The organism is Stenotrophomonas sp. LM091, assembly GCF_001806305.1.
Classification (GTDB): Bacteria; Pseudomonadota; Gammaproteobacteria; order Xanthomonadales; family Xanthomonadaceae; genus Stenotrophomonas; species Stenotrophomonas bentonitica_A.
Genome location: NZ_CP017483.1, coordinates 2,747,287 through 2,767,870, shown reverse-complemented (window position 1 = coordinate 2,767,870; position 20,584 = coordinate 2,747,287). Strand labels below are relative to the sequence as shown.

The following is a 20,584-nucleotide window of genomic DNA, read 5'->3' as shown; positions in this document are numbered from 1 at the left end:
CAGTGGAACGGTGACGCGCGACCAGGTTCTGCCCGCCCCTCAGCCGCGCGGATGGTGCCTGGCGTGCAGCTTCTGCAGGTGCTCGCGGGCCACCAGCGTGTAGATCTGGGTGGTGGACAGCGAGCTGTGGCCCAGCAGCATCTGCAGCGCGCGCAGATCCGCGCCACGGTTGAGCAGGTGGGTGGCAAAGCTGTGGCGCAGGCCGTGGGGGCTGATCCGGGCCGGGTCGATCCCGGCCAGCACCGCATACTTCTTCACCAGCCCCCAGAACTGCTGGCGGCTCAAGGGATGCAGGGAGGGCTCCAGGAACATCGGCACGGCGCCGTCCTGCGGCGTCGGCACGTTGCGCTTGCCGGTGAGCTGCGGCCGCGATTCGGCCAGATAACGCTCAAGCCAGTGCTGGGACTCCTCGCCCAGCGGCACCAGGCGTTCCTTGCTGCCCTTGCCGGTCACCCGCAGCACGCCCTGACGCAGGTTCACTGCATTAGCCGGCAGATTGACCAGTTCACTGACGCGCAGGCCCGCGGCATACATCAACTCCAGCATGGCGCGGTCGCGCAGGCCCAGGGGCGTATCGATGTCGGGGCTGGCCAGCAGCGCATCGATCTGGCTTTCGGCCAGCGCCTTGGGCAGCAGCCGCGGCAGCTTGGGCGGGTCGAGCAGCGCGCTTGGGTCGTCCGTGCGCTCGCCGCGGCGCACGGCATCGGCGAAGAAGGCCCGCAGCGCGGAAAGCAGGCGGGCATTGCTGCGCGGCGACCAGCCATGGCGGGAGCGCCAGGCCAGGTAGTCGAACAGCCCAGCGCGATCGAGACCGGCCAGCCCCCCGGCCGCACCATCACGCCAGCGCGCGAGACCTTCCAGATCGCGCCGGTAACTGTCCAGACTGGCACGCGCGAGGCCGTGTTCAGCCCAGGCGGTGTCGAGGAAGCGCTGGATGCGCAGGGTGTCGTCATCGCGCAGCTCGGGCAGGTGCTGGATGAGCTGGCGGCGCAGGGCGGGGGTGGTGGCGTCGGACATGCGGACAGCATACGGAGCAGACCGTGCGTGGGCCATCGAACGGGGGCAGCGGGCCGGGTATGCTCCGGGTCATGACCGATACCGCGCTGTCGTCCCCCGCTGCTGATCGCCCTGCATCGTTGCTGCCGTGGCGGCTGTTGTCACTGTTATACGACTTCTTCCCGGCGCTGGCGCTGTGGATGCTGCTCGGTGCGGTGTTCGTGGCGGTCTATACGTTGAGCGGTCATGCGGAGCGGGAAAACATCGCGCCGTTCAGTGCGTGGCAGTGGGCGTTGTGGGCGTGCTGCTGGGGCGTGACGGGGCTGTACGCGACGATGAGCTGGCGCCGCGGTGGGCAGACGCTGGGAATGCGGCCGTGGCGGTTGCAGGTGGTGTCGTTGGACGGCACGGTACCGTCGCGCGGGCAGTTGTGGCGGCGGTATGCAGTGGGGACGTTGTCGGTGCTGGCGGCCGGCCTGGGGTTCTGGTGGGCGCTGGTGGATCGGCAGCGGTTGACCTGGCATGACCGCGCCAGCGGGACGCGGGTTGTGCGGCTGCCGAAGCCGTGAAGCAAACAGAAAACAGCAAACAGCAACAAGCAGCGTCTCTTTTTCTCTGCGTTTGCGGAGAGGCGCAACCCATTTCTGGACCCGCCGCAAGTACGTCCATGTAGGCTCGTAGTGCGCCATCCATGGCGCACTACGGTCCTGAAATGGGCTGCGCCTCTCCGCATTGACAGATCACGTAATGCGGTTGGTAGAAGCGGAATTACTGCGTGCCTGAGGTATCGCGCTGAACACCGAGTGTCGCGATCAAGATGCCTCAAGGAGCGCAACCTTCATCGCGAAGTCGAACGTTGGCTCAATCGATAAATTCATTCGCCGCTCTGCCGCTCTGCCGCTCGACCAACAGGATTCGACACGAGCAAAGGCGCCTGCGCATTCCATCAGAACGGGTAGAGCCGGGCCATGCCCGGCTGCTCTCCCCCCCACCAGCACATGATCGGAGGCGCGGCGGGATTACCAGGCCGGGACCGTGTGCTGCCATGGATGGCAGCACACGAGCCTACGTGGGTGAGAGCGGATGGCTCGCGAGGCACTGCCTCGCATCCGATCGAACGCACAGCCGCCAGCGGCTGGGCCGGGCCGCGGAGCGGGACTTGCGGCGGGTCCCGGAATGGCGAGCCCGTCGCGCCTGGCTCGAGAGCACATGGAGGCCGCTTCGGCTTCGGCTTTTGACTTCCGCGTCTAGCGTCCAGCGTTCGAGCAGAGGAATCAGCCCGACTTACGTCGGAACAACAACCCGGATACCACCATCATCACGATCGGCGGCAACGCATACGCAATCCGATAATCGAACTTCAACGCACCTGCCATGCGCCCGAAGAACAACTGCAGCAACCAGAAGCCCAGCGCGAACAGAATGCCCAGGAACAACCGCTTGCCCATGCCACCGCTGCGCAGCGAACCGAACGCGAACGGCACCGCCGCCAGGCACAGCGCCAGCACATTGATCGGATAGAACCAGCGGCTCCAGTACACATCCTCGTAATCGCGCGCATCCAGCCCATTGCGCTTGCGGTACTCGATGCTGGTGCGCAGATCCATCGCCGTCAGATTGCGCGGCTTGGAAATGCCGCTGGCCAGCGCCGCCGCATCCAGGCGTGAATCCCACGGCTCGGACTCGGCCGTCTCGCGGGTGGCCGAACGCTCACCGAACGTGTCGCGGCGGACTTTGTTCAACACCCAGCCGTCGGCGCCATGCTCGGCGGTGGTCGCATAGGTGAGCGAGGCCAGGCGGCCGTCGTCGGCGATCTTGTACAGGCGCACGTCGTGCAGGATCAGGCGCGTGCCACCGCCGGCCTGCAACTGCTCATCGCCGCTCTGTGCGTTGAGGAAGGTATCGCCTTCGCGCGCCCATACGCCCGAGTAGCGGGCCGCGCTGAGGCTGCTGCCCCACTTGGCGCTGATCTTGATGTCGTCGGCCTTGCTCTGACCCCAGGGGCCCAGCGTTTCGCCGCTGAACACCATCACCGCGGTCATCAGCGACAGCGCGATCGCCACCGAAACGCTCAGCCGCTTGCGCGACAGGCCCAGCGCACGCAGCGCGGTCAGTTCGGAGGTGGCGGCCAGCTGGCCGAGCCCCATCAGCGCGCCGATCACGGCGGCGGTCGGGAAGAAGGTGTAGGCACGGCGGGGCACGGTGTACAGCACCCAGGCGGCGGCGTGGCCAAGGGTATAGCTGCCCTTGCCGACATCCTTGAACTCGCCGGAGAAGGCCATCACCACGTCCAGGCCGACCAGCACCGCCCAGGTCAGCAGGACGGTGCCGAACACGGCACGGCCCAGGTACAGATCAAACCGCATGGGGCGCAACACGTTCATGCGGTCCTCCGGGGGCGCGACAGCTTGCCGTCGCGGAAATACATCCACAGGGCCAGGCCCAGCAGCGGCAGGGTCAGCCACCACAGGCCCGCCACGGCGGGGATCTTGCCATCGGCGATCCAGCGGGTGCCGATGAACATCAGGTTCATGCCGACCATGTAGGCCAGGAAGGCCAGCATCATCCGGCCATAGCGCTGCTGGCGTGGCGAGCTGCGGGCCAGCGGCAGGGTCATCAGGGCGAAGGCCAGTGCGATCAGCGGCGGGGCGATGCGCGAGTGCAGCTGGGCCTGCGCCTCGGGGCGTTCATCGCCGAACAGCTGGGTGGTGCGCAGCAGCTCGGGGTCATCGTCCTTGCGGGTCTCGGCACCGTCGGGCATGGCCACGTCGTTGCGGGCGAAGGTCATCAGCTTGTAGTCCAGCGCACCATTGGCCGGGCCTTCCACCTGGTGGCCATCGTCCAGTTCCAGATAGCGCTGCTTGGCGCCTTCGAAGTACATCCGGCCGTGATCGGCGGAGATCACTTCGAGGCGGTCCTCCTTCTGGCGCTGCAGGAAGACTTTGCCCAGCTGGGTGCCATCCGGGGAGACCGAGGAAAGGTAGACCACGCCGCCATTGGGCAGCGGGGTGAACTTGCCCGCCTCCAGGCCGGCCATGACCACGCTGCGGTTGGCCTCGTCGATCATCGTCTCGCCGGTGCGGTCGGCCCAGGGGCCCAGCCACAGCGAGCACAGGGCGATCAGCCCGACCACCGGCACCACCAGCATCAGCACCGGGCGCAGCAGGCGCTTGGGGCCGACCCCGATGGCGGTGATGACCGCCATTTCCGAGTCCCGGTACAGCCGGGCCGTGGCCAGAAGCAGGCCCAGCATCAGCGCCAGCGGCAGGATCAGCGGCATATAGACGATGAACTGCAGGCCCAGCTGGGAGAACAGCAGGCGGGCAGGCAGGCGGCCGTCGGCGATGTTGCCGAGGATGTCCACCAGGACACCACCGACGCTCACCACCAGCAGCACGATCAGGGTGGCCAGGAAACTCTGGACGAAATCACGCAGGAGATAGCGATCGAGCTTCGACATGGGGCGGTGGTTTAAACTCTCGGATTCGTTCGCGGTGCTGCCCAGTCTACTGACGGGACGTAAACAGCTCGCGATTGTACGGATTTGCCAACGGAATCTGATCAATGGCCCTGGAATTCACCCTGAACCACGCAGCCCCGGCCTCGGCCGAGTGCGATTGCGTCATCGTCGGCGCCTATGCCGACCAGACCCTGAGCCCGGCGGCACAGGCCCTGGACACCGCGTCCGGCGGCCGCCTGTCGGCCCTGATCGCCCGCGGCGACGTGGGCGGCAAGACCGGCAACACCACCGTACTGCACGATCTGCCCGGCGTCGCCGCCGCACGCGTGCTGGTGGTCGGGCTCGGTGAGCCGGCCAAGTTCGGCGTGCCGCAGTACCTCAAGGCCGTGGGCGATGCCAGCCGCGCCCTGAAGAGCGGGGTCAACCACCACGCGCTGTTCACCCTGACCGAGATCGAGGTCAAGGGCCGCGATGCCGCCTGGAACATCCGCCAGGCCATCATCACCGCCGACCACGCCGCCTACCGCTACAGCGCCACGCTGGGCAAGAAGAAGGCCGACGAACCCGGCCTGACCACGCTGGCCATCGCCGGCACCGACACCCAGGCGCTGGCCCAGGGCCAGGCGATCGCCGCCGGCGTGCAGTACGCCCGCGAACTGGGCAACCTGCCGCCGAACGTCTGCACTCCGGCCTACCTGGCCGAGTCCTCGGTCGCCTTCGCCCAGGCCCATGACGGCGCCGAAGCGGAGATCCTGGACGAGCAGCAGATGGAAGCGCTGGGCATGGGCTCGCTGCTGGCCGTGGCCCGTGGCTCGGCCAACCGCCCGCGCCTGGTGGTGCTGAAGTGGAGCAACGGCGGGGCCGCCAAGCCCTACGTGCTGGTCGGCAAGGGCATCACCTTCGATACCGGTGGCGTCAACCTGAAGACCCAGGGCGGCATCGAAGAGATGAAGTACGACATGTGCGGCGGCGCCAACGTCATCGGCACCTTCGTCGCGGCCGTCACGGCCAAGCTGCGGTTGAACCTGGTGGTGGTGGTGCCGGCGGTGGAAAACGCCATCGACGGCAACGCCTACCGCCCCTCGGACGTGATCACCTCGATGTCGGGCAAGACCATCGAAGTGGGCAACACCGACGCCGAAGGCCGCCTGATCCTGTGCGACGCGCTGACCTACGCGCAGCGCTTCGAGCCGGCCGCGCTGATCGACGTGGCCACCCTGACCGGTGCCTGCCTGGTTGCCCTGGGCCACCAGACCGCCGGCCTGATGACCAAGCACGACGACCTGGCCAACGAACTGCTGGCCGCCGGCGAGCACGTGTTCGACCGCGCCTGGCGCCTGCCGCTGTGGGACGAGTACCAGCCGATGCTGGATTCCAGCTTCGCCGACATCTACAACATCGGCGGCCGCTGGGCCGGTGCGATCACCGCCGGCTGCTTCCTGTCGCGCTTCACCGAAGGCCAGCGCTGGGCCCATCTGGACATCGCCGGCGTGGCCAGCGATGAAGGCAAGCGCGGCATGGCCACGGGTCGCCCGGTCGGCCTGCTGAGCCAGTGGCTGCTGGACCAGGTCGCCCGCGCCTGATGCCCTGCCCGATCGCGGCTGCCCATCGGTGGCCGCGATCCCGCCCGGCCTGGCGCCGGGTTCTCCCTTCGCTCCAGGCCCTGCCATGTCCCGTGCTGATTTCTACCTGATCGCCAAGCCCCGCTTCCTGACCGAGCCGTTGCGGCTGGTCTGTGAGCTGGCCCGCAAGGCCAACGCCGCCGGGCTGTTCACCCTGGTGCTGGCACGCGACCAGGCCCAGGCCGAAGAACTGGACGAACTGCTGTGGGCGTTCGACAACGATGCCTACATCCCGCACCAGATCGCCGGCGAAGACATGGACGAGGAAGAGGCGCTGGTGCTGATCGCCGTTCCCGGTACCGAGGCCCCGGCCCGGCCGCTGGTCATCAACCTGCGTGACGATCCTTACCTGGCCGCCTGCGACCGCGTGCTGGAAGTGGTCCCGGCCGACCCGGAGGCGCGCGAACCGCTGCGCGAGCGCTGGCGCCAGTACAAGGCGCTGGGCTTTGAGCTGAACAAGTACGACATGTAACCCGCGTGGCGGCCGTCCGGTCGCCGCCGGCCCCGGAGACCCTTGATGCGCCTGTTGATCGCCCTGATCTTTTCCTGGTCCGCCTTCTTCACCATCGGCCGCCCGATCGCAGGCATCCTCAACGTCTCGAAGGGAGCGCCGACTGTCAGTCGGCTGTCCTTGTCTGGCTGGCGGCCCGCCGCGATCTGGGCCGCCTGCGCGGTCTCACCGTTCCATACCGGCCAGAAGATCCGTCGCGCCTTAGGGCGCTGAGCTTCCGGCACCCCCACCTTCCGTATTCGATCCTGGTTCCCGCATGACCCAACTCGCCTCCAGCTACGACCCCAAATCCTTTGAAACCGCGTTGTACGACGCGTGGGAGAAGGCCGGCCATTTCAAGCCGTCCGGCAAGGGCGAGCCGTACACCATCCTGCTGCCGCCGCCGAACGTGACCGGTACGCTGCACATGGGCCATGCCTTCCAGCAGACCCTGATGGATGCGCTGGTGCGCTACCACCGCATGCGCGGCTACGACACCTTGTGGCAGGTGGGTACCGACCACGCCGGCATCGCCACCGAAATGGTGGTGTCGCGCAACCTGGCGCTGGCCGGCCAGGGCGAAACCCGCGATTCGCTGGGCCGCGACGGCTTCATCGAAAAGGTGTGGGAGTGGAAGGCGCAGTCCGGTGACACCATCGAGCGCCAGATGCGCCGCCTGGGCACCTCCAGCGACTGGTCGCGCAGCACCTTCACCATGGACCCGCAGCCGTCCGAAGCGGTGATAGAGGCCTTCGTGCGCTGGCACGAGCAGGGCCTGATCTACCGTGGCCAGCGCCTGGTCAACTGGGATCCGGTGCTCAAGACCGCCATTTCCGATCTGGAAGTGGAGAGCGTGGAGGAAGACGGTTTCCTGTGGTCGATCAGCTACCCGCTGGCCGATGGCAGCGGCACCCTGACCGTGGCCACCACCCGCCCGGAAACCATGCTGGGCGACACCGCGGTGATGGTGCACCCGGACGATGAGCGCTACGCGCACCTGATCGGCAAGAAGGTGAAGCTGCCGCTGACCGATCGCGAGATTCCGGTGATCGCCGATGATTACGTCGACCGCGAGTTCGGTACCGGCGTGGTCAAGGTAACCCCCGCCCACGATTTCAACGATTACCAGGTTGGCCTGCGCCACAACCTGCCGATGATCAACCTGTTCACCCCGGACGCGGCGATCAACGACAACGCCCCGGAGAAGTACCGCGGGCTGGACCGTTACGACGCGCGCAAGGTGATCCTGGCTGAGCTGGAAGACCTCGGCATCCTGGTCGAGACCAAGGCACACAAGCTGCAGGTGCCCCGTGGCGACCGCACCCAGCAGGTGATCGAGCCCTACCTGACCGACCAGTGGTTCGTGAAGATGGACGTGCTGGCCAAGCGCGGCCTGGAGCTGGTCGAGAACGGCAGCATCCAGTTCGTGCCGGCCAACTGGATCAACACCTATCGCCACTGGATGGAGAACATCCAGGATTGGTGCATCAGCCGCCAGCTGTGGTGGGGCCATCGCATTCCGGCGTGGTTCGACGACGCGGGCAACTGCTATGTCGGCCGCGACGAAGCCGAAGCGCGCGCGAAGAACAACCTCGCCGCCGACCTCGCCCTGCACCAGGACAGCGACGTGCTGGAGACCTGGTTCTCCTCGCAGCTGTGGCCGTTCTCCACGCTGGGCTGGCCGAACGAACAGGCGATGGCCGAGCGCGGTTTCGAGCGCTACCTGCCGTCTGCGGTGCTGGTCACCGGCTTTGACATCATCTTCTTCTGGGTGGCCCGCATGATCATGGCCACCGACAGCTTCACCGGGAAGATTCCGTTCAAGGACATCTACATGACCGGCCTGATCCGCGATGCGCAGGGTCAGAAGATGTCCAAGTCCAAGGGCAACGTGCTCGACCCGCTGGACATCATCGATGGTATTTCCATCGAAGACCTGGTCGCCAAGCGCACCACCGGCCTGATGAAGCCCAAGGATGCGCCGAAGATCGAGAAGGCGACCCGCCGCGAGTTCCCCGATGGCATCATCGCCCACGGTGCCGATGCGCTGCGCTTCACCATCGCGGCCCTGGCCACCCACGGCCGCGACATCAAGTTCGACATGAACCGCGCCGAGGGCTACAAGAATTTCTGCAACAAGCTGTGGAACGCCAGCCGCTTCACCCTGATGAACACCGAGGGCAGCACGTTCACCGGTGTGCCTCAGCCGCGTACCGACGCCGAGCGCTGGATTCTCGCGCGCCTGGCGGCGGTCTCGGCCGAAGCCCAGACGCATTTCGCCAACTACCGCTTCGACCTGCTGGCGCAGTGCCTGTACGAATTCGCCTGGAACGAGTTCTGCGACTGGTTCCTGGAGCTGACCAAGCCGGCCCTCAACGGCGCCGACGCCGAGGATGCCAACAGCACCCGCCACACCCTGCTGTACGTGCTCGAAGCGCTGCTGCGCCTGCTGCACCCGTTGATTCCGTTCGTCACCGAGCAGCTGTGGGGCCAGGTCGCCCCGCGCCTGGGCATCACCGATGACACCATCTCCCAGCGCCCGTATCCGACCGCGGAGGAATTCGCTGGTGACTTCGCCCGCGCCGAATCAGACGTGGAATGGCTGAAGTCGATGGTCAATGCGCTGCGCCGCGTGCGCAGCGAGTTGAACGTGCCGCCGTCCAAGCTGGTGCCGCTGCTGCTGCAGGGCGGCAATGACGACGACCGCGCGCGCATGACCCGCTTCACCGCCTCGCTGTCGTTCCTGCTCAAGCTGGAGCGCATCGAGTGGCTGGCCAACGGCAGCGACACGCCGCCAGCCGCCACCGCGATCGTGGGCGACCTGACCCTGCTGGTGCCGCTGGAAGGCCTGGTCGATCTGGGCGCCGAACGCGCGCGCCTGGACAAGGAAATCGCCCGGGTGGAATCGGAAAAGGAAAAGAGCGGGACCAAGCTGGCCAAGTTCACCGACAAGGTGCCGGCGGCCGTGGTCGAGCAGGAGCGCGTGCGCCTGGTCGAATGGACCGCGCAGCTGGATGGCCTGCGTTCGCAGCGCGCGAAGCTGTAAGCGCTGGGGGGAGGTAGTGCCACGCCATGCGTGGCTGCCTTCCGGGGCGGGATGACGCGCAGCCACCCATGGGGTGGCTCTACACCACGCGGTCAGAGCGGCGGCATCACCTGGATGTCGTCGTCGACCAGCTCGATGGCCATCACCAGCGCATCCTCGCGCCCCTCTCGGGCGGGGTAATAGCGGGGCCGGCGGCCGATCTCGTTGAAGCCCTCGCTGTGGTACAGCGCCACCGCCGGGGTATTGGACGGGCGCACTTCCAGGAACACGCGGTGCGCGCCGTGGTCGCGGGCCAGCTTCACCAGCGCGCGCAGCAGATGCCGGCCGTGGCCGCGCGACTGGCACAGCGGGTCCACGCAGATATTGAGGATGTGGGCTTCATCGGCGGCGATGCTGAGCAGGCCGTAGCCCATCAGCAGGCCGTCCTCTTCCATCGCCAGGCCGGGATAACCGGCACGCAGGCAGTCCTGGAAGATGCCGCGGGTCCACGGGTACGGATACCCGCGCACTTCGATCGCCATCACCGCATTGAGGTCGCTTTCGCGCAGCGCGCGCAGCGACAACGGCCGTGGCGAGCTCACCGCGCTCACGGGCGGTTCTTCCTGCGCAGGGCACGCAACTGCGGCCACAGCGCACGCTTGGCGGCCGCACTGCCGCGCAGTTCATCCAGGTTCCAGCTGGCCATCAAGGCCTGGGTATCCGGTTCGGCGGGGTTGCAGCCGGAGGCACGCAGCAGCGCGATCTGCAGGCGATCAGGCATCCGCACCGCGGCGCGGCGGCCACCGCTCGCGCGCACGGGTGTCGCGGCCGGCGGGCTGCCGGGCGCGCCTGCTTCCACCGTGCGCGGGGCACTGCGCCGTACCGGTGCGGGCGCGTCCGCCGATGGCGCCGGCCGTGCGGGGCGTACGGGCACCGGCGGCTCGGCCACCGGGGCCGCGCGCAGCTCGATCTCGGGCATCACCACCGCCTCGGGCGCGACACTGCCGTCGACGAACACCGTGTAGCCCATGGCCTGCAGCCAGGACTGCTGCGCCGGCGACCACAATGGCGGCAGCGCCCGCCCGCTCACGCGTTCGGCTCGACCGGCCTGCGGGTGCGTTGCCACACCCAGTAGCACGGGCCGGACAGGGCATACACCAGGCCCACCGCGAACAGCACGCGCGGCAGATCGATGACCATGATCGCGATGGCGATCGGCACCAGGGCCAGCGCCAGGAACGGCACGCGGTCCGCGCGCGGCCCCTTCTCGCCACTGCCCTTGAAGCTCCAGAAGCGGATCCGGCTGACCATCAGCAGGGCCGAGACCAGGGTCACGCCGAGGGCGACGTAGCGCAGCTGGTTGCCGTCCCAGCCCAGGTTGCCATCGGCGAAGGCCCAGACGAAGGACATCATCAGGCCGGCGGCAGCCGGGCTGGCCAGCCCGATGAACCAGCGCTTGTCGACCACCGTGACCTGGGTATTGAAGCGGGCCAGGCGCAACGCGGCGCAGGCGGCATACAGGAAGGCGACCGCCCAGCCGACGCGGCCGAGTACCGGGTCGTCGAACTTCAGCCAGGACAGCGACCAGTGGTACATCACCAGGGCCGGGGCCATGCCGAAGCTGACCAGGTCGGCCAGCGAGTCGTACTGCACGCCGAATTCGCTGCTGGTCCCGGTCAGCCGGGCCACGCGGCCGTCCAGGCCGTCCATGACCGCCGCGACGAACACGGCGATGGCGGCATTGACGAAGTCGCCGTTGGCCGCGGCGATGATCGCGTAGAAGCCGGCGAACAGGCCTGCGGTGGTGAACAGGTTGGGCAGCAGGTAGATGCTGCGCGAGCGCGGCGGGGGTTTCAGTTGATCCATGCGGCCAGTTTAGTGGCTGCGGTGCCCTTTGGGGCAGTGCCAGCGCGCCGCGCCCTGCCATTGCTGCCGTGATCGGCTTGCCAGCGCCGGCCCGGGGTGCTGCAATCGCGCTTCTGCCCCGTCTCCGGAGTCGCCATGCGTGCCCTGTCCCGTCTGAGCGCCCTGCTGCTGCTCGCCAGTGCGACGGCCAGTGCCGGCACCGTCTATAAGTGGAAAGACGCCCATGGCGTGACCCAGTATTCGGAGAAGCCGCCCACCGGGCAGAACTACGAGGCCCGCCAGGTCCAACACCGCGACCCGGCCCCGCGCGAGGCGGCGGCCGCCCCGGCCGAGAACAGCGACTGCACCACCGCCCGCGGCAATATCGTCCTGCTCGATGGGCCGGGCAAGGTCATGCAGGACACCGATGGCGACGGCAAGGCCGATACCGCCCTGACCGATGCGCAGCGCAGCGCCCAGAGGACCCTGGCCGAGGCCGCCATCCAGGCGTACTGCACGCCCAAGGCCTGAGCCGCCGGTCCCGGCAAGGGCCAAAACCACCGCCAGCACCCATCGCGGCGGCCGGACTGGCAGAATATCGGCTTCTGCCGTTCAGCGAAGCCGACGATGCGCCTCTCCCAGTTCCACCTGCACACCACCAAGGAAACCCCCAGCGACGCGGAGCTGACCAGCCACCGCTTGATGCTGCGCGCGGGCATGATCCGCAAGCTGGCCTCGGGGCTGTACACCTGGTCGCCGCTGGGCCTGCGCGTGCTGCGCAAGGTCGAGCGCATCGTGCGTGAGGAAATGGAGCGTGCCGGCGCGGTGGAATTCCAGATTCCGACCATCCAGCCCAAGGAACTGTGGGAAGCCACCGGCCGCTGGGAAAAGTTCGGCCCGCAGCTGCTGAAGATCAAGGACCGCAAGGAGCAGGTGTTCTGCTACAGCCCGACCGCCGAAGAGGCCGCTGCCGATTTCGCGCGCCAGGAGCTGTCCAGCTACAAGCAGCTGCCGGTCAATTTCTTCCAGATCCAGACCAAGTTCCGCGACGAGATCCGCCCGCGTTTCGGCGTGATGCGCGCGCGCGAGTTCCTGATGAAGGATGCGTACTCCTTCCACCTGCACGATGAGTGCCTGGTGCGCGAGTACGAAAACATGAAGTCGGCCTATGCCCGCATCTTCACCCGCCTCGGCCTGGATTTCCGCATGGTGCAGGCCGACTCCGGCGCGATCGGTGGCGACGCCTCGCAGGAATTCCACGTGATCGCCGAGTCCGGCGAAGACGCGCTGGTGTTTTCCACCGGCTCGGATTACGCCGCGAACATGGAAGCGGCCATCGCCGCGGCTCCGGGCGAGCGCCCGGCCGCCAGCGAAGCACTGCGCAAGGTCGACACGCCCACGCAGAAAACCTGTGAAGCCGTGGCCGCCCTGCTCGGCCTGGGCCTGGAGCGCACGGTCAAGTCGATCGCGATCATGAGCGAGGGCGGCTTCGTGCTGGCGCTGGTGCGTGGCGATCACGACGTCAATGAAATCAAACTCGGTAAAGTCGAGGGCCTGCAGGGCTACCGCATGGCCAGCGAGGCGGAGATCGCCACGCACCTGGGCAGCCAGCCCGGTTTCCTCGGCCCGCTCAATCCGGCCCAGCCGATCCGCATCGTCGCCGACCGCGACGTCGCCGCGCTGGCCGATTTCGTCGTCGGCGCCAACGAAGCCGGTTTCCACATCGCCGGCGTGAACTGGGGCCGTGACCTGCCCGAACCGGAAGTGGCGGACATCCGCAACGCCAAGGCCGGTGATCGTGCCGCCGATGGGGGTGAGCTGAAGATCGCGCGCGGCATCGAGGTCGGCCACGTGTTCCAGCTCGGCCGCCAGTATGCGCAGGCGTTGAATGCGACCGTGCTCGACGAGAACGGCAAGGCCGCGGTATTGGCGATGGGCTGCTACGGCATCGGCATTTCGCGCATCGTGGCTGCAGCGATTGAACAGAATCATGACGACGCCGGCATTATCTGGCCCGACGCGATGGCGCCGTGGCAGGTGGTGGTCTGCATGATCAACCCGAAGCAGGACGAGACCGTGTCGGCCACTGCCGCCGAGCTGCTTGCACAGCTGCAGGCCGCCGGCCTGGACGTGGCCCTGGACGACCGCGGCCTGCGCCCGGGCGCGATGTTTGCCGACATGGAGCTGATCGGCGTGCCGCACCGGATCGTGGTGTCCGAACGCGGTGTCGCCGCCGGCACGTTCGAGTACCGCGCGCGCAGCGCCGCCGAAGCCGAAGTCCTGGACAAGGACGCACTGCTGGCGAAGTTGACGCAGTAATGACAAAGGCCGGGTGAATAACCCGGCCTTTTCAATGGCGGACCCGGTTTCAATATCTCCGGTTTGTTTGTGTATTTCGCAAAAGAGAATGTATGCTGTTTCCGATGCCAAGGACCGGCTCACCCTGTCCTTAATATATTGCGGAGTAGTAGATGAGCATTGACCTGAGCGGCCTGTCCGCCAAAGAGCTGGGCGCGCTGATCAAGAACGCCAAGAAGCAGCAGACCATCGTGGCCAAGCGTCCGGCGATCAGCAAGGTCCGCGCGCAGCTGACCAAGCTGGCCAAGGCCCAGGGCTATTCGGTGGAAGAACTGTTCGGCGGCGCCGCCCCGGCCGCACGCGGTCGTGCCGCGGGCAAGGCGACCAAGGCCCCGGCCAAGGCCGTGCGCAAGCTTGGCAAGGTGGCCCCGAAGTACCGCAATCCGGCCAACCCGAAGGAAACCTGGACCGGCCGTGGCAAGCAGCCGCGCTGGCTGGCCGCGCATACCGCCAAGGGCAAGAAGGTCGAAGAGTTCCTGATCAAGAAGTAAGCCGGTCAGTTACTGACGCACATGGAAACGCCGGCCTCGCGCCGGCGTTTTCGTTCCTGGTGCACCCCTGCGCGATGGCCGCGGCGGTCAGAGATTCTTGCGTGCCGGGATCAGCAGATTGCCGAACAGCAGCCCGGCCACCAGTGCCATCACCACGTTGAGCACAGTCATCAGCACGGTCTGGCCGGCGCTCATGTCCTGCTGCTGGACCAGGGTCAGCACGCCACGCAGGCTGGTACTGCCGGGCACCAGCATGATGATGCCGGGCAAGCGGATGATCGCGCCCGGGCGCTGCGCCAGGCGACCAAACAGGTTGCCTGCGGCCGTGAGCAGCATCGCCGACATGAAAATGCCGGCCGGTATGCCCCAGGCCTGGCCCGCGAATTTTGAAATCGCATAGCCGGCCACCGCCGCGGCCATCACCCACGGAAAATCGCGCCGGTTGGCCTTGAACAGCATCGCGAACGCGAAGGCGGCCAGCAGCAACGCACCCCACTCGACCCAATCGGCCTGTGGACGCGACGCGCGCACCAGCGGTTCCAGCCCGACGATGCCGGACAGGGTCACCGCGATCACCGCGCCCACCGTCAATTTCAGAATCGTGGTCACCGCCCCGGCGAAGCGTGCCGTCCCCGAGACCCAGTGCTGGCTGGCCAGTTCGTTGACCGCATTGGTCAGCGACATCCCGGGCAGCAGCACCACCAGCGAGGCGATGATCACCGTATTGAGGTTGAGCGCGCCGATGAACGAGGCCACCAGCGTTGCCACCGAACCGGCCAGCAGCGCCGCCAGGGCTTCGTTGGCCTCGCGCGTGGCCGGGCGGCGGTCGGTGTACATGCCCATGACGCCGATCAGCAGCCCGATCACGCCGGCGGTGGCGATATCCAGCCACGGCAGTTTCCACAGCCCGGCCACGCCGGCCGCGCCGAGGCTGTAGGAGAGAATCGTGCGGACCTTGCCCCAGCGCCCGGGGTCCTTGTCCAGCTGCCGCAGCGCGGTATGCCCCTGCGCGATGCTCATGGTGCCGTTGGCAACCGCATCGGTGATCTGGTCGGCGATGCTGAGTTTATGCAGATCGTTTTCGCCCGGGGCCAGGCGGATCACGCGGGTGATGTCCGACGAACCGATCGCCTTGGTCGGGTCGCTGAAACTCAGGATCAGGCCGGTCGGGTTCGACCACGGCTCGCAATCCAGGTCCAGCCTCTGCGCCAGGGCGACCACCGCCGCCTCCAGCCGCTGCGCGGTGGTGCCATAGCTGTGCAGGCGCCCGGCCATTTCCGAAACGAAGGCCACGCGCTGAGCGTAGGTGGCCGGTGGTGCAACGATGGTGGGGGCGTCGGCAGACATGCGCCGTAGTATTACCCGAACACGCCCCGGCCTGAAGAATCCCGGTGCCATGATGCAGCCGCGCGCATGCCCGGCAGTGCCGAGCGGCGTGCATGGACCGGTCCGGCGCATACGCGAGCCATGCACCCGGACAGGGTATGCTGCGCGCAGGACGCCTACATGACCTCAGACCAAGCCCCCCATCTCGAGCAGGATGCCCAGGACCCCGGCCTGATCCGGTTGTCTGGCCATTGGACATTACGCACCGCGCTGGACGCGGCCGAAGTGCTGCGCGGCCTCCCGGAGAAAGTGACCGGCCTGGACGCCAGCGGCATCACCCTGCTCGATTCGGCCGGCGTGCTGCAGCTGCTGCGTGTCGCGCACCGCGCCGACCTGGGCGAGGACGCGGTGACGTTCCGCGAGGAGCATCGCGCGCTGGTCTCCACCATCGAGGAAGTCGCCGACGACCGGCCCAAGGCCAAACGCGACTTCGGCGTGCTGGCCGCGCTGGAACGACTCGGTGTCAGCGTGCACGGCATGGGCCACAACATCGTGGCGTTGGCCAGTTTCCTGGGCGAGAACCTGGTCAAGGGCGCGCGCCTGATCAAGGAACCGCGCCGCTTCCGTCTTACTGCCACCGTCGCGCAGATGGAGCAGGTCGGCCTGGACGCGGTGCCGCTGGTGGCCCTGCTGTCGTATCTGGTCGGCGCGGTGATCGCCTTCCTCGGCTCCACGATCCTGCGCGACTTCGGCGCGGAGATCTATGTAGTCGAACTGGTCAGCATCGCCTTCCTGCGCGAGTTCGCGGTGCTGTTGACCGCCATCGTGCTGGCCGGCCGCACCGCCAGTGCGTTCACCGCGCAGATCGGCGCGATGAAGGCCCGCGAAGAAATCGACGCGATGAAGACGCTCGGCCTGGACCCGGTCGACCTGCTGGTGCTGCCGCGCCTGATCGCCCTGCTGATCACCCTGCCGCTGCTGACCTTCATCGCCATGGTCGCCGGCCTGGCCGGCGGCATCACCGTCGGCGCGTTCGATCTGGATATCCCGCCGCAGATGTACATCGCGCGGATGCACGACACCATGGAAGTGCGCAACATGCTGGTCGGCCTGTCCAAGGCCCCGGTGTTCGCGCTGGTGATCGGCCTGATCGGCTGCCTGGAAGGCCTCAAGGTTGAAGGCACCGCGCAGTCGGTCGGTGAGCGCACCACCTCCAGCGTGGTACAGGCGATTTCGCTGGTGATCATCCTCGACGCGTTCGCCGCGCTGTGGTTCATGAAGATGGGCTGGTAACCGATGAGCACCGATACCGCCCCGGCCATCGACCGCGACGACGCCGCCACCGGTGATGGTGAACTGCTGATCCGCGTGCGCGGACTGACCAACCGTTTCGGCGCGCAGGTCGTGCACGACGGGCTGGACCTGGACGTGCGCCGCGGCGAGATTCTCGGCGTGGTCGGCGGCTCGGGTACCGGCAAATCGGTGTTGATGCGCAGCATCCTCGGCCTGCGCACGCCCGATGACGGCCAGATCGAGGTGCTCGGCGTCGACGCCCGCTCCAGTGACCCGGCCAACCGCCTGCATATCGAACGCAATACCGGCGTGCTGTTCCAGGATGGCGCCCTGTTCTCCTCGCTCACCGTGGGCGAGAACGTGCAGGTGCCGCTGAAGGAACACCACGGCGAGCTGCCCGAGCGCTGGCATTACGAGCTGGCCCTGCTCAAGGTGAAGCTGGCCGGCCTGCCGGCCGATGCGATCAACAAGCTCCCCTCGCAGCTGTCCGGCGGCATGCGCAAGCGCGCCGGCCTGGCCCGGGCGCTGGCGCTGGACCCGCCGCTGCTGTTCCTGGACGAGCCCACCGCCGGGCTGGATCCGATCGGTGCGGCCGCCTTCGACCGCCTGATCAAGACCCTGCAGGAAGCGCTGGGCCTGACGGTCTTCCTGATCACACATGATCTGGACACGCTGTATGCGATCTGTGACCGGGTGGCGGTGCTGGCCGACAAGAAAGTCATCGCCAATGCCCCGCTGCACGAGATCGAACAACTGGACCACCCGTGGATCCAGGAGTACTTCCACGGACCGCGCGCGCGTGCTGCGCGCGATGCAAAGCACGAGAGCGAGTAAGCCATGGAAACCAAAGCCAATTACGTCCTGATCGGCGCCTTCACCCTGATAGTGGGCCTGGCGCTGCTGGCCTTCGGCCTGTGGGCCGCCAAGTACTCCTCCGATCGCACCTGGACCGAGTACCGCGTGGTGTTCCGCGAGGCCGTCACCGGCCTGTCAGTCGGCAGCCCGGTGCAGTACAACGGCATCGCGGTCGGCTCGATCACCGAACTGAACCTGGTACCGGACGATCCGCGCCAGGTGGTCGCACGGATCCGCCTGAACTCCAATACGCCGGTCAAGACCGACACCCGCGCCAAGCTGGCGATCACCAGCCTGACCGGCCCGTCGATCATCCAGCTCAGTGGCGGCACGCCGCAGTCGCCCGCGCTGACCGCGGTCAACAAGGATCCGGCCCCGATCATCCCGACCACCCCTCGGCGCTGCAGAACATCACCGACGTGGCCAACCGCATCGTCGAGCGCATGGACCAGGTGCTCAGCGACCGCAACGTGGCCAGCATCAACGCCACCCTGGCCAACCTGGAAACCATCAGCGGCGGCCTGGCCGACCGCGACCAGGGTACCCAGGCGCTGCTGCTGAGCGCGCGTGATGCCGCCCGCAGCCTGGATGTGACCCTCAAGAGCACCAACGGCACCATCCAGCGGCTGGACAAGAATCTGGTGCAGCAGCTGCCGCCGATCCTGGACAAGCTGGAAACCACGCTGAGCAAGCTGGACTCGGCGGCCGGCAATGCCGACTCGATCCTTGGCGAGAACCGGGCCGCGATCAACAGCTTCGCCAATGATGGCCTGGCCCAGCTCGGCCCGACCCTCACCGAGCTGCGCGGCCTGATCCGCGACCTGCGCCGGGTCAGCGACCGGCTGGACAACAACCCGGCACGCTATCTGCTCGGCCGTGACGCACCCAAGGAGTTCGAACCCAAATGAGCCACGCGACCTTCTTCCGGCCCCTGCTGCCGATCGCCCTGATCGCCGCGCTTGGCGGCTGCTCGCTGCTGGGCAGCAACGAACGCAGCGCGGTGACGATCTATTCGCCCGTGGTGCGCATCCAGGCCGACCCGAGCTGGCCGACCGTCGATTGGCAGCTGGTGCTGGTCAAGCCCAGCGCCGCCCGCGTGGTCGACAGCCCGCGCATCAACGTGCGTCCGACCCCCTCCGAGCTGGAGGTCTACAAGGGCGTGAGCTGGGCCCAGCCGGCCACCGACATGCTCGACGACGCGCTGGTGCGCGGCTTCGAGGATTCCGGCCGCATCAACGGCGTGGCCCGGGTTACCACCGGCATCCGCGCCGACTACAAGCTGGCCATGGACGTGCGCCGCTTCGAAGCCGATTACCGCGGCCAGGCCACGCCGACCGCGCTGATCGAAGTGAACGCCAAACTGATCCACGTGATCGACCAGCGCGTGGTCGCCGACCGCACCTTCCGCCAGGAAAACCCGGTGGGCAGCACCGACGTCGCCCAGGTCACCGCCGCGCTGGAACAGGGGCTGCAGACACTGACCACGAACGTGGTGGGCTGGACGCTGGTGACCGGCGAGCAGGATCACGCCCGCAGCGCGGTTACCCCTGCCCGGATGCGTTGATCCAGCGGAAGGTCAGATTGAGGCGCTCGGCCAGCGGTCGCGCGCTTTTGGGCAGGGAATGCTGGTAAAGGCGCTGGGTCTGCCCACCCATCACCAGCAGATCGCCATGGTCCAGCAGCACCTCGGCCTTTTTCGCATGGTCGTCCCGTCGCCGCAGCAGGAACCGCCGCCCCGCGCCCAGGCTCAGTGACGCGATCACCGGCGCCGGCCCCAGCTCGGGCTCGTTGTCACTGTGCCAGCCCATCCCATCATCGCCGTCGCGGTAACGGTTGAGCAGCACGCTGTTGAACGCGTGGCCACAGAATGCGGCCAGCTGATCGCGCAGCGGCAGCAGCGCCGGATGCCACGGCTGCGGCACGAACTCGGTACCGGAATAGCGGTAGCGGGCGGCCGGGTCGCCCATCCAGCAGCTCAGCCGCGGGGAATCGACCTGGCGGCCGAACATGCGGATCCTGTGCACCTCCCACGGGACATCCTCGCGCAGCGTGCGCTGGAGGGTGTCGGCGGCGTCGCGGGGCAGCCAGTGGCGGTGCCAGTGCACCTCAGCCTCGCGCAGATGCAGATCCATGGAATCCTCAACGACTATCGTGGTGCCCGTCGCACGGGCACCACGGCGGCGACAGCGATCAGGCCTGGCCGAAGGCCACGCCGGTCTTTTCCTTCAGCTCATCGATACCCACGCCCGGCGCGGACTCGATCAGCACCAGGCCCTTGTCGGTGACATCGAACACGGCCAGGTCGGTGATGATGCGATCGACCACGCCAACCCCGGTCAGCGGCAGATTGCACTCGGACAGGATCTTGTGCTCGCCGTTCTTGGCGGTGTGCTCCATCAGCACCACCACGCGCTGAACGCCGGCGACCAGATCCATCGCCCCGCCCATGCCCTTGACCATCTTGCCGGGCACCATCCAGTTGGCCAGATCGCCCTTGTCGGTGACCTGCATCGCGCCGAGGATGGCCAGGTTGATATGACCGCCACGGATCATCGCGAAGCTGTCGTGGCTGCCAAAGTAGCTGGCGCCCGCGCGTGCGGTCACCGTCTGCTTGCCGGCGTTGATCAGGTCGGCATCCACTTCGGCTTCGGTCGGGAACGGGCCGATGCCGAGCAGACCATTTTCGGACTGCAGCCAGACATCCACGCCGTCGGGAATGTGGTTGGCGACCAGGGTGGGCAGGCCGATGCCCAGGTTCACGTAGGCGCCGTCGGTCAGTTCGCGCGCGGCGCGCTGTGCCATTTCATCGCGGGTCCAGGCCAT

Annotated in this window: 19 protein-coding genes and 2 pseudogenes; 12 read left to right on the top strand and 9 right to left on the bottom strand. The window is 67.4% G+C overall.

The features are described from left to right. Positions 1-39 precede the first annotated feature (39 nt). Positions 40-1,017, bottom strand: a complete 978-nt coding sequence (xerD, locus tag BIZ42_RS12070) for a site-specific tyrosine recombinase XerD (protein ID WP_070426586.1) — start codon at positions 1,015-1,017, stop codon at positions 40-42. A gap of 71 nt (positions 1,018-1,088) precedes the next feature. Here xerD and BIZ42_RS12065 point away from each other — a divergent pair, with 71 nt between their 5' ends. Further along, positions 1,089-1,565: an RDD family protein gene (locus BIZ42_RS12065; protein ID WP_237393502.1), complete on the top strand. Its 477-nt coding sequence runs from the start codon at positions 1,089-1,091 to the stop codon at positions 1,563-1,565. 705 nt (positions 1,566-2,270) lie between these two features. Here the strand turns inward: BIZ42_RS12065 and lptG are convergent. Both lptG and lptF read right to left on the bottom strand, forming a co-directional pair. Next, complete coding sequence (gene lptG, locus BIZ42_RS12060; RefSeq protein WP_026069680.1) at positions 2,271-3,362, bottom strand: LPS export ABC transporter permease LptG; 1,092 nt, start codon at positions 3,360-3,362, stop codon at positions 2,271-2,273. A 14-nt stretch (positions 3,363-3,376) separates the two neighbouring features. After that, on the bottom strand, positions 3,377-4,456 hold the full coding sequence (gene lptF / locus BIZ42_RS12055) for an LPS export ABC transporter permease LptF (protein WP_070426584.1): 1,080 nt from the start codon (positions 4,454-4,456) through the stop codon (positions 3,377-3,379). Between the two features lie 104 nt (positions 4,457-4,560). Between lptF and BIZ42_RS12050 the strand changes: the two genes are divergently transcribed. From BIZ42_RS12050 to BIZ42_RS12035, 4 genes are all read left to right on the top strand, one after another. Further along, positions 4,561-6,039 (top strand): leucyl aminopeptidase, encoded by a 1,479-nt coding sequence (locus tag BIZ42_RS12050; protein ID WP_070426583.1) that lies wholly within the window; start codon positions 4,561-4,563, stop codon positions 6,037-6,039. Positions 6,040-6,124: 85 nt separating this feature from the next. Further along, positions 6,125-6,550 (top strand): DNA polymerase III subunit chi, encoded by a 426-nt coding sequence (locus BIZ42_RS12045; RefSeq protein WP_070426582.1) that lies wholly within the window; start codon positions 6,125-6,127, stop codon positions 6,548-6,550. Between the two features lie 45 nt (positions 6,551-6,595). Then, complete coding sequence (locus BIZ42_RS12040) at positions 6,596-6,802, top strand: proteolipid membrane potential modulator (protein WP_070426581.1); 207 nt, start codon at positions 6,596-6,598, stop codon at positions 6,800-6,802. Between the two features lie 43 nt (positions 6,803-6,845). Then, entirely contained in the window at positions 6,846-9,614 is a 2,769-nt protein-coding gene (locus tag BIZ42_RS12035; RefSeq protein ID WP_070426580.1) for a valine--tRNA ligase, read from the top strand. Between the two features lie 92 nt (positions 9,615-9,706). On the opposite strand, the gene rimI is transcribed toward BIZ42_RS12035, so the two are convergent. Genes rimI through pssA form a run of 3 tightly spaced genes read right to left on the bottom strand, consistent with a single transcriptional unit; the run spans position 9,707 to position 11,459 of the window. Next, positions 9,707-10,204, bottom strand: coding sequence for a ribosomal protein S18-alanine N-acetyltransferase (gene rimI / locus BIZ42_RS12030; RefSeq protein ID WP_070426579.1), 498 nt, complete (start codon positions 10,202-10,204; stop codon positions 9,707-9,709). Then, positions 10,201-10,683: a hypothetical protein gene (locus BIZ42_RS12025; RefSeq protein ID WP_070426578.1), complete on the bottom strand. Its 483-nt coding sequence runs from the start codon at positions 10,681-10,683 to the stop codon at positions 10,201-10,203. Before BIZ42_RS12025 ends, rimI begins: the two co-directional genes overlap by 4 nt. Then, positions 10,680-11,459, bottom strand: a complete 780-nt coding sequence (gene pssA / locus BIZ42_RS12020) for a CDP-diacylglycerol--serine O-phosphatidyltransferase (RefSeq protein WP_019182562.1) — start codon at positions 11,457-11,459, stop codon at positions 10,680-10,682. The genes BIZ42_RS12025 and pssA overlap by 4 nt, the downstream gene beginning before the upstream one ends. Before the next feature lie 135 nt (positions 11,460-11,594). On the opposite strand from pssA, the gene BIZ42_RS12015 reads away from it, so the two are divergent. The 3 genes and pseudogenes from BIZ42_RS12015 to BIZ42_RS12005 all read left to right on the top strand — a co-directional run. After that, positions 11,595-11,969 (top strand): DUF4124 domain-containing protein, encoded by a 375-nt coding sequence (locus BIZ42_RS12015; protein WP_070426577.1) that lies wholly within the window; start codon positions 11,595-11,597, stop codon positions 11,967-11,969. A gap of 96 nt (positions 11,970-12,065) precedes the next feature. Further along, on the top strand, positions 12,066-13,757 hold the full coding sequence (locus tag BIZ42_RS12010) for a proline--tRNA ligase (RefSeq protein WP_019182564.1): 1,692 nt from the start codon (positions 12,066-12,068) through the stop codon (positions 13,755-13,757). A 152-nt stretch (positions 13,758-13,909) separates the two neighbouring features. Then, a pseudogene (locus BIZ42_RS12005) lies at positions 13,910-14,284 on the top strand (H-NS histone family protein); the annotation flags it as partial. Between the two features lie 90 nt (positions 14,285-14,374). Here the strand turns inward: BIZ42_RS12005 and BIZ42_RS12000 are convergent. Then, complete coding sequence (locus BIZ42_RS12000) at positions 14,375-15,634, bottom strand: threonine/serine exporter family protein (protein ID WP_019182566.1); 1,260 nt, start codon at positions 15,632-15,634, stop codon at positions 14,375-14,377. Between the two features lie 159 nt (positions 15,635-15,793). On the opposite strand from BIZ42_RS12000, the gene BIZ42_RS11995 reads away from it, so the two are divergent. The 4 genes and pseudogenes from BIZ42_RS11995 to BIZ42_RS11980 all read left to right on the top strand — a co-directional run bounded on the left by BIZ42_RS11995 (position 15,794) and on the right by BIZ42_RS11980 (position 19,325). Continuing rightward, positions 15,794-16,906 (top strand): ABC transporter permease, encoded by a 1,113-nt coding sequence (locus BIZ42_RS11995; protein ID WP_070426576.1) that lies wholly within the window; start codon positions 15,794-15,796, stop codon positions 16,904-16,906. Positions 16,907-16,909: 3 nt separating this feature from the next. Beyond that, a complete protein-coding gene (locus BIZ42_RS11990; RefSeq protein ID WP_019182568.1) occupies positions 16,910-17,740 on the top strand; it encodes an ABC transporter ATP-binding protein in 831 nt (276 codons plus the stop codon). Positions 17,741-17,743: 3 nt separating this feature from the next. After that, positions 17,744-18,669 (top strand): annotated as a pseudogene (locus BIZ42_RS11985) (MlaD family protein). Then, the gene (locus BIZ42_RS11980) at positions 18,666-19,325 is read left to right on the top strand and encodes an ABC-type transport auxiliary lipoprotein family protein (RefSeq protein WP_070426575.1); all 660 of its coding nucleotides are present in this window, start codon (positions 18,666-18,668) and stop codon (positions 19,323-19,325) included. The pseudogene BIZ42_RS11985 and the gene BIZ42_RS11980 overlap by 4 nt, the downstream one beginning before the upstream one ends. Here the strand turns inward: BIZ42_RS11980 and BIZ42_RS11975 are convergent. After that, complete coding sequence (locus BIZ42_RS11975; RefSeq protein ID WP_070426574.1) at positions 19,303-19,893, bottom strand: alpha-ketoglutarate-dependent dioxygenase AlkB; 591 nt, start codon at positions 19,891-19,893, stop codon at positions 19,303-19,305. The genes BIZ42_RS11980 and BIZ42_RS11975 overlap by 23 nt on opposite strands. Positions 19,894-19,951: 58 nt before the next feature. Further along, complete coding sequence (locus BIZ42_RS11970) at positions 19,952-20,584, bottom strand: CoA transferase subunit B (RefSeq protein ID WP_019182572.1); 633 nt, start codon at positions 20,582-20,584, stop codon at positions 19,952-19,954.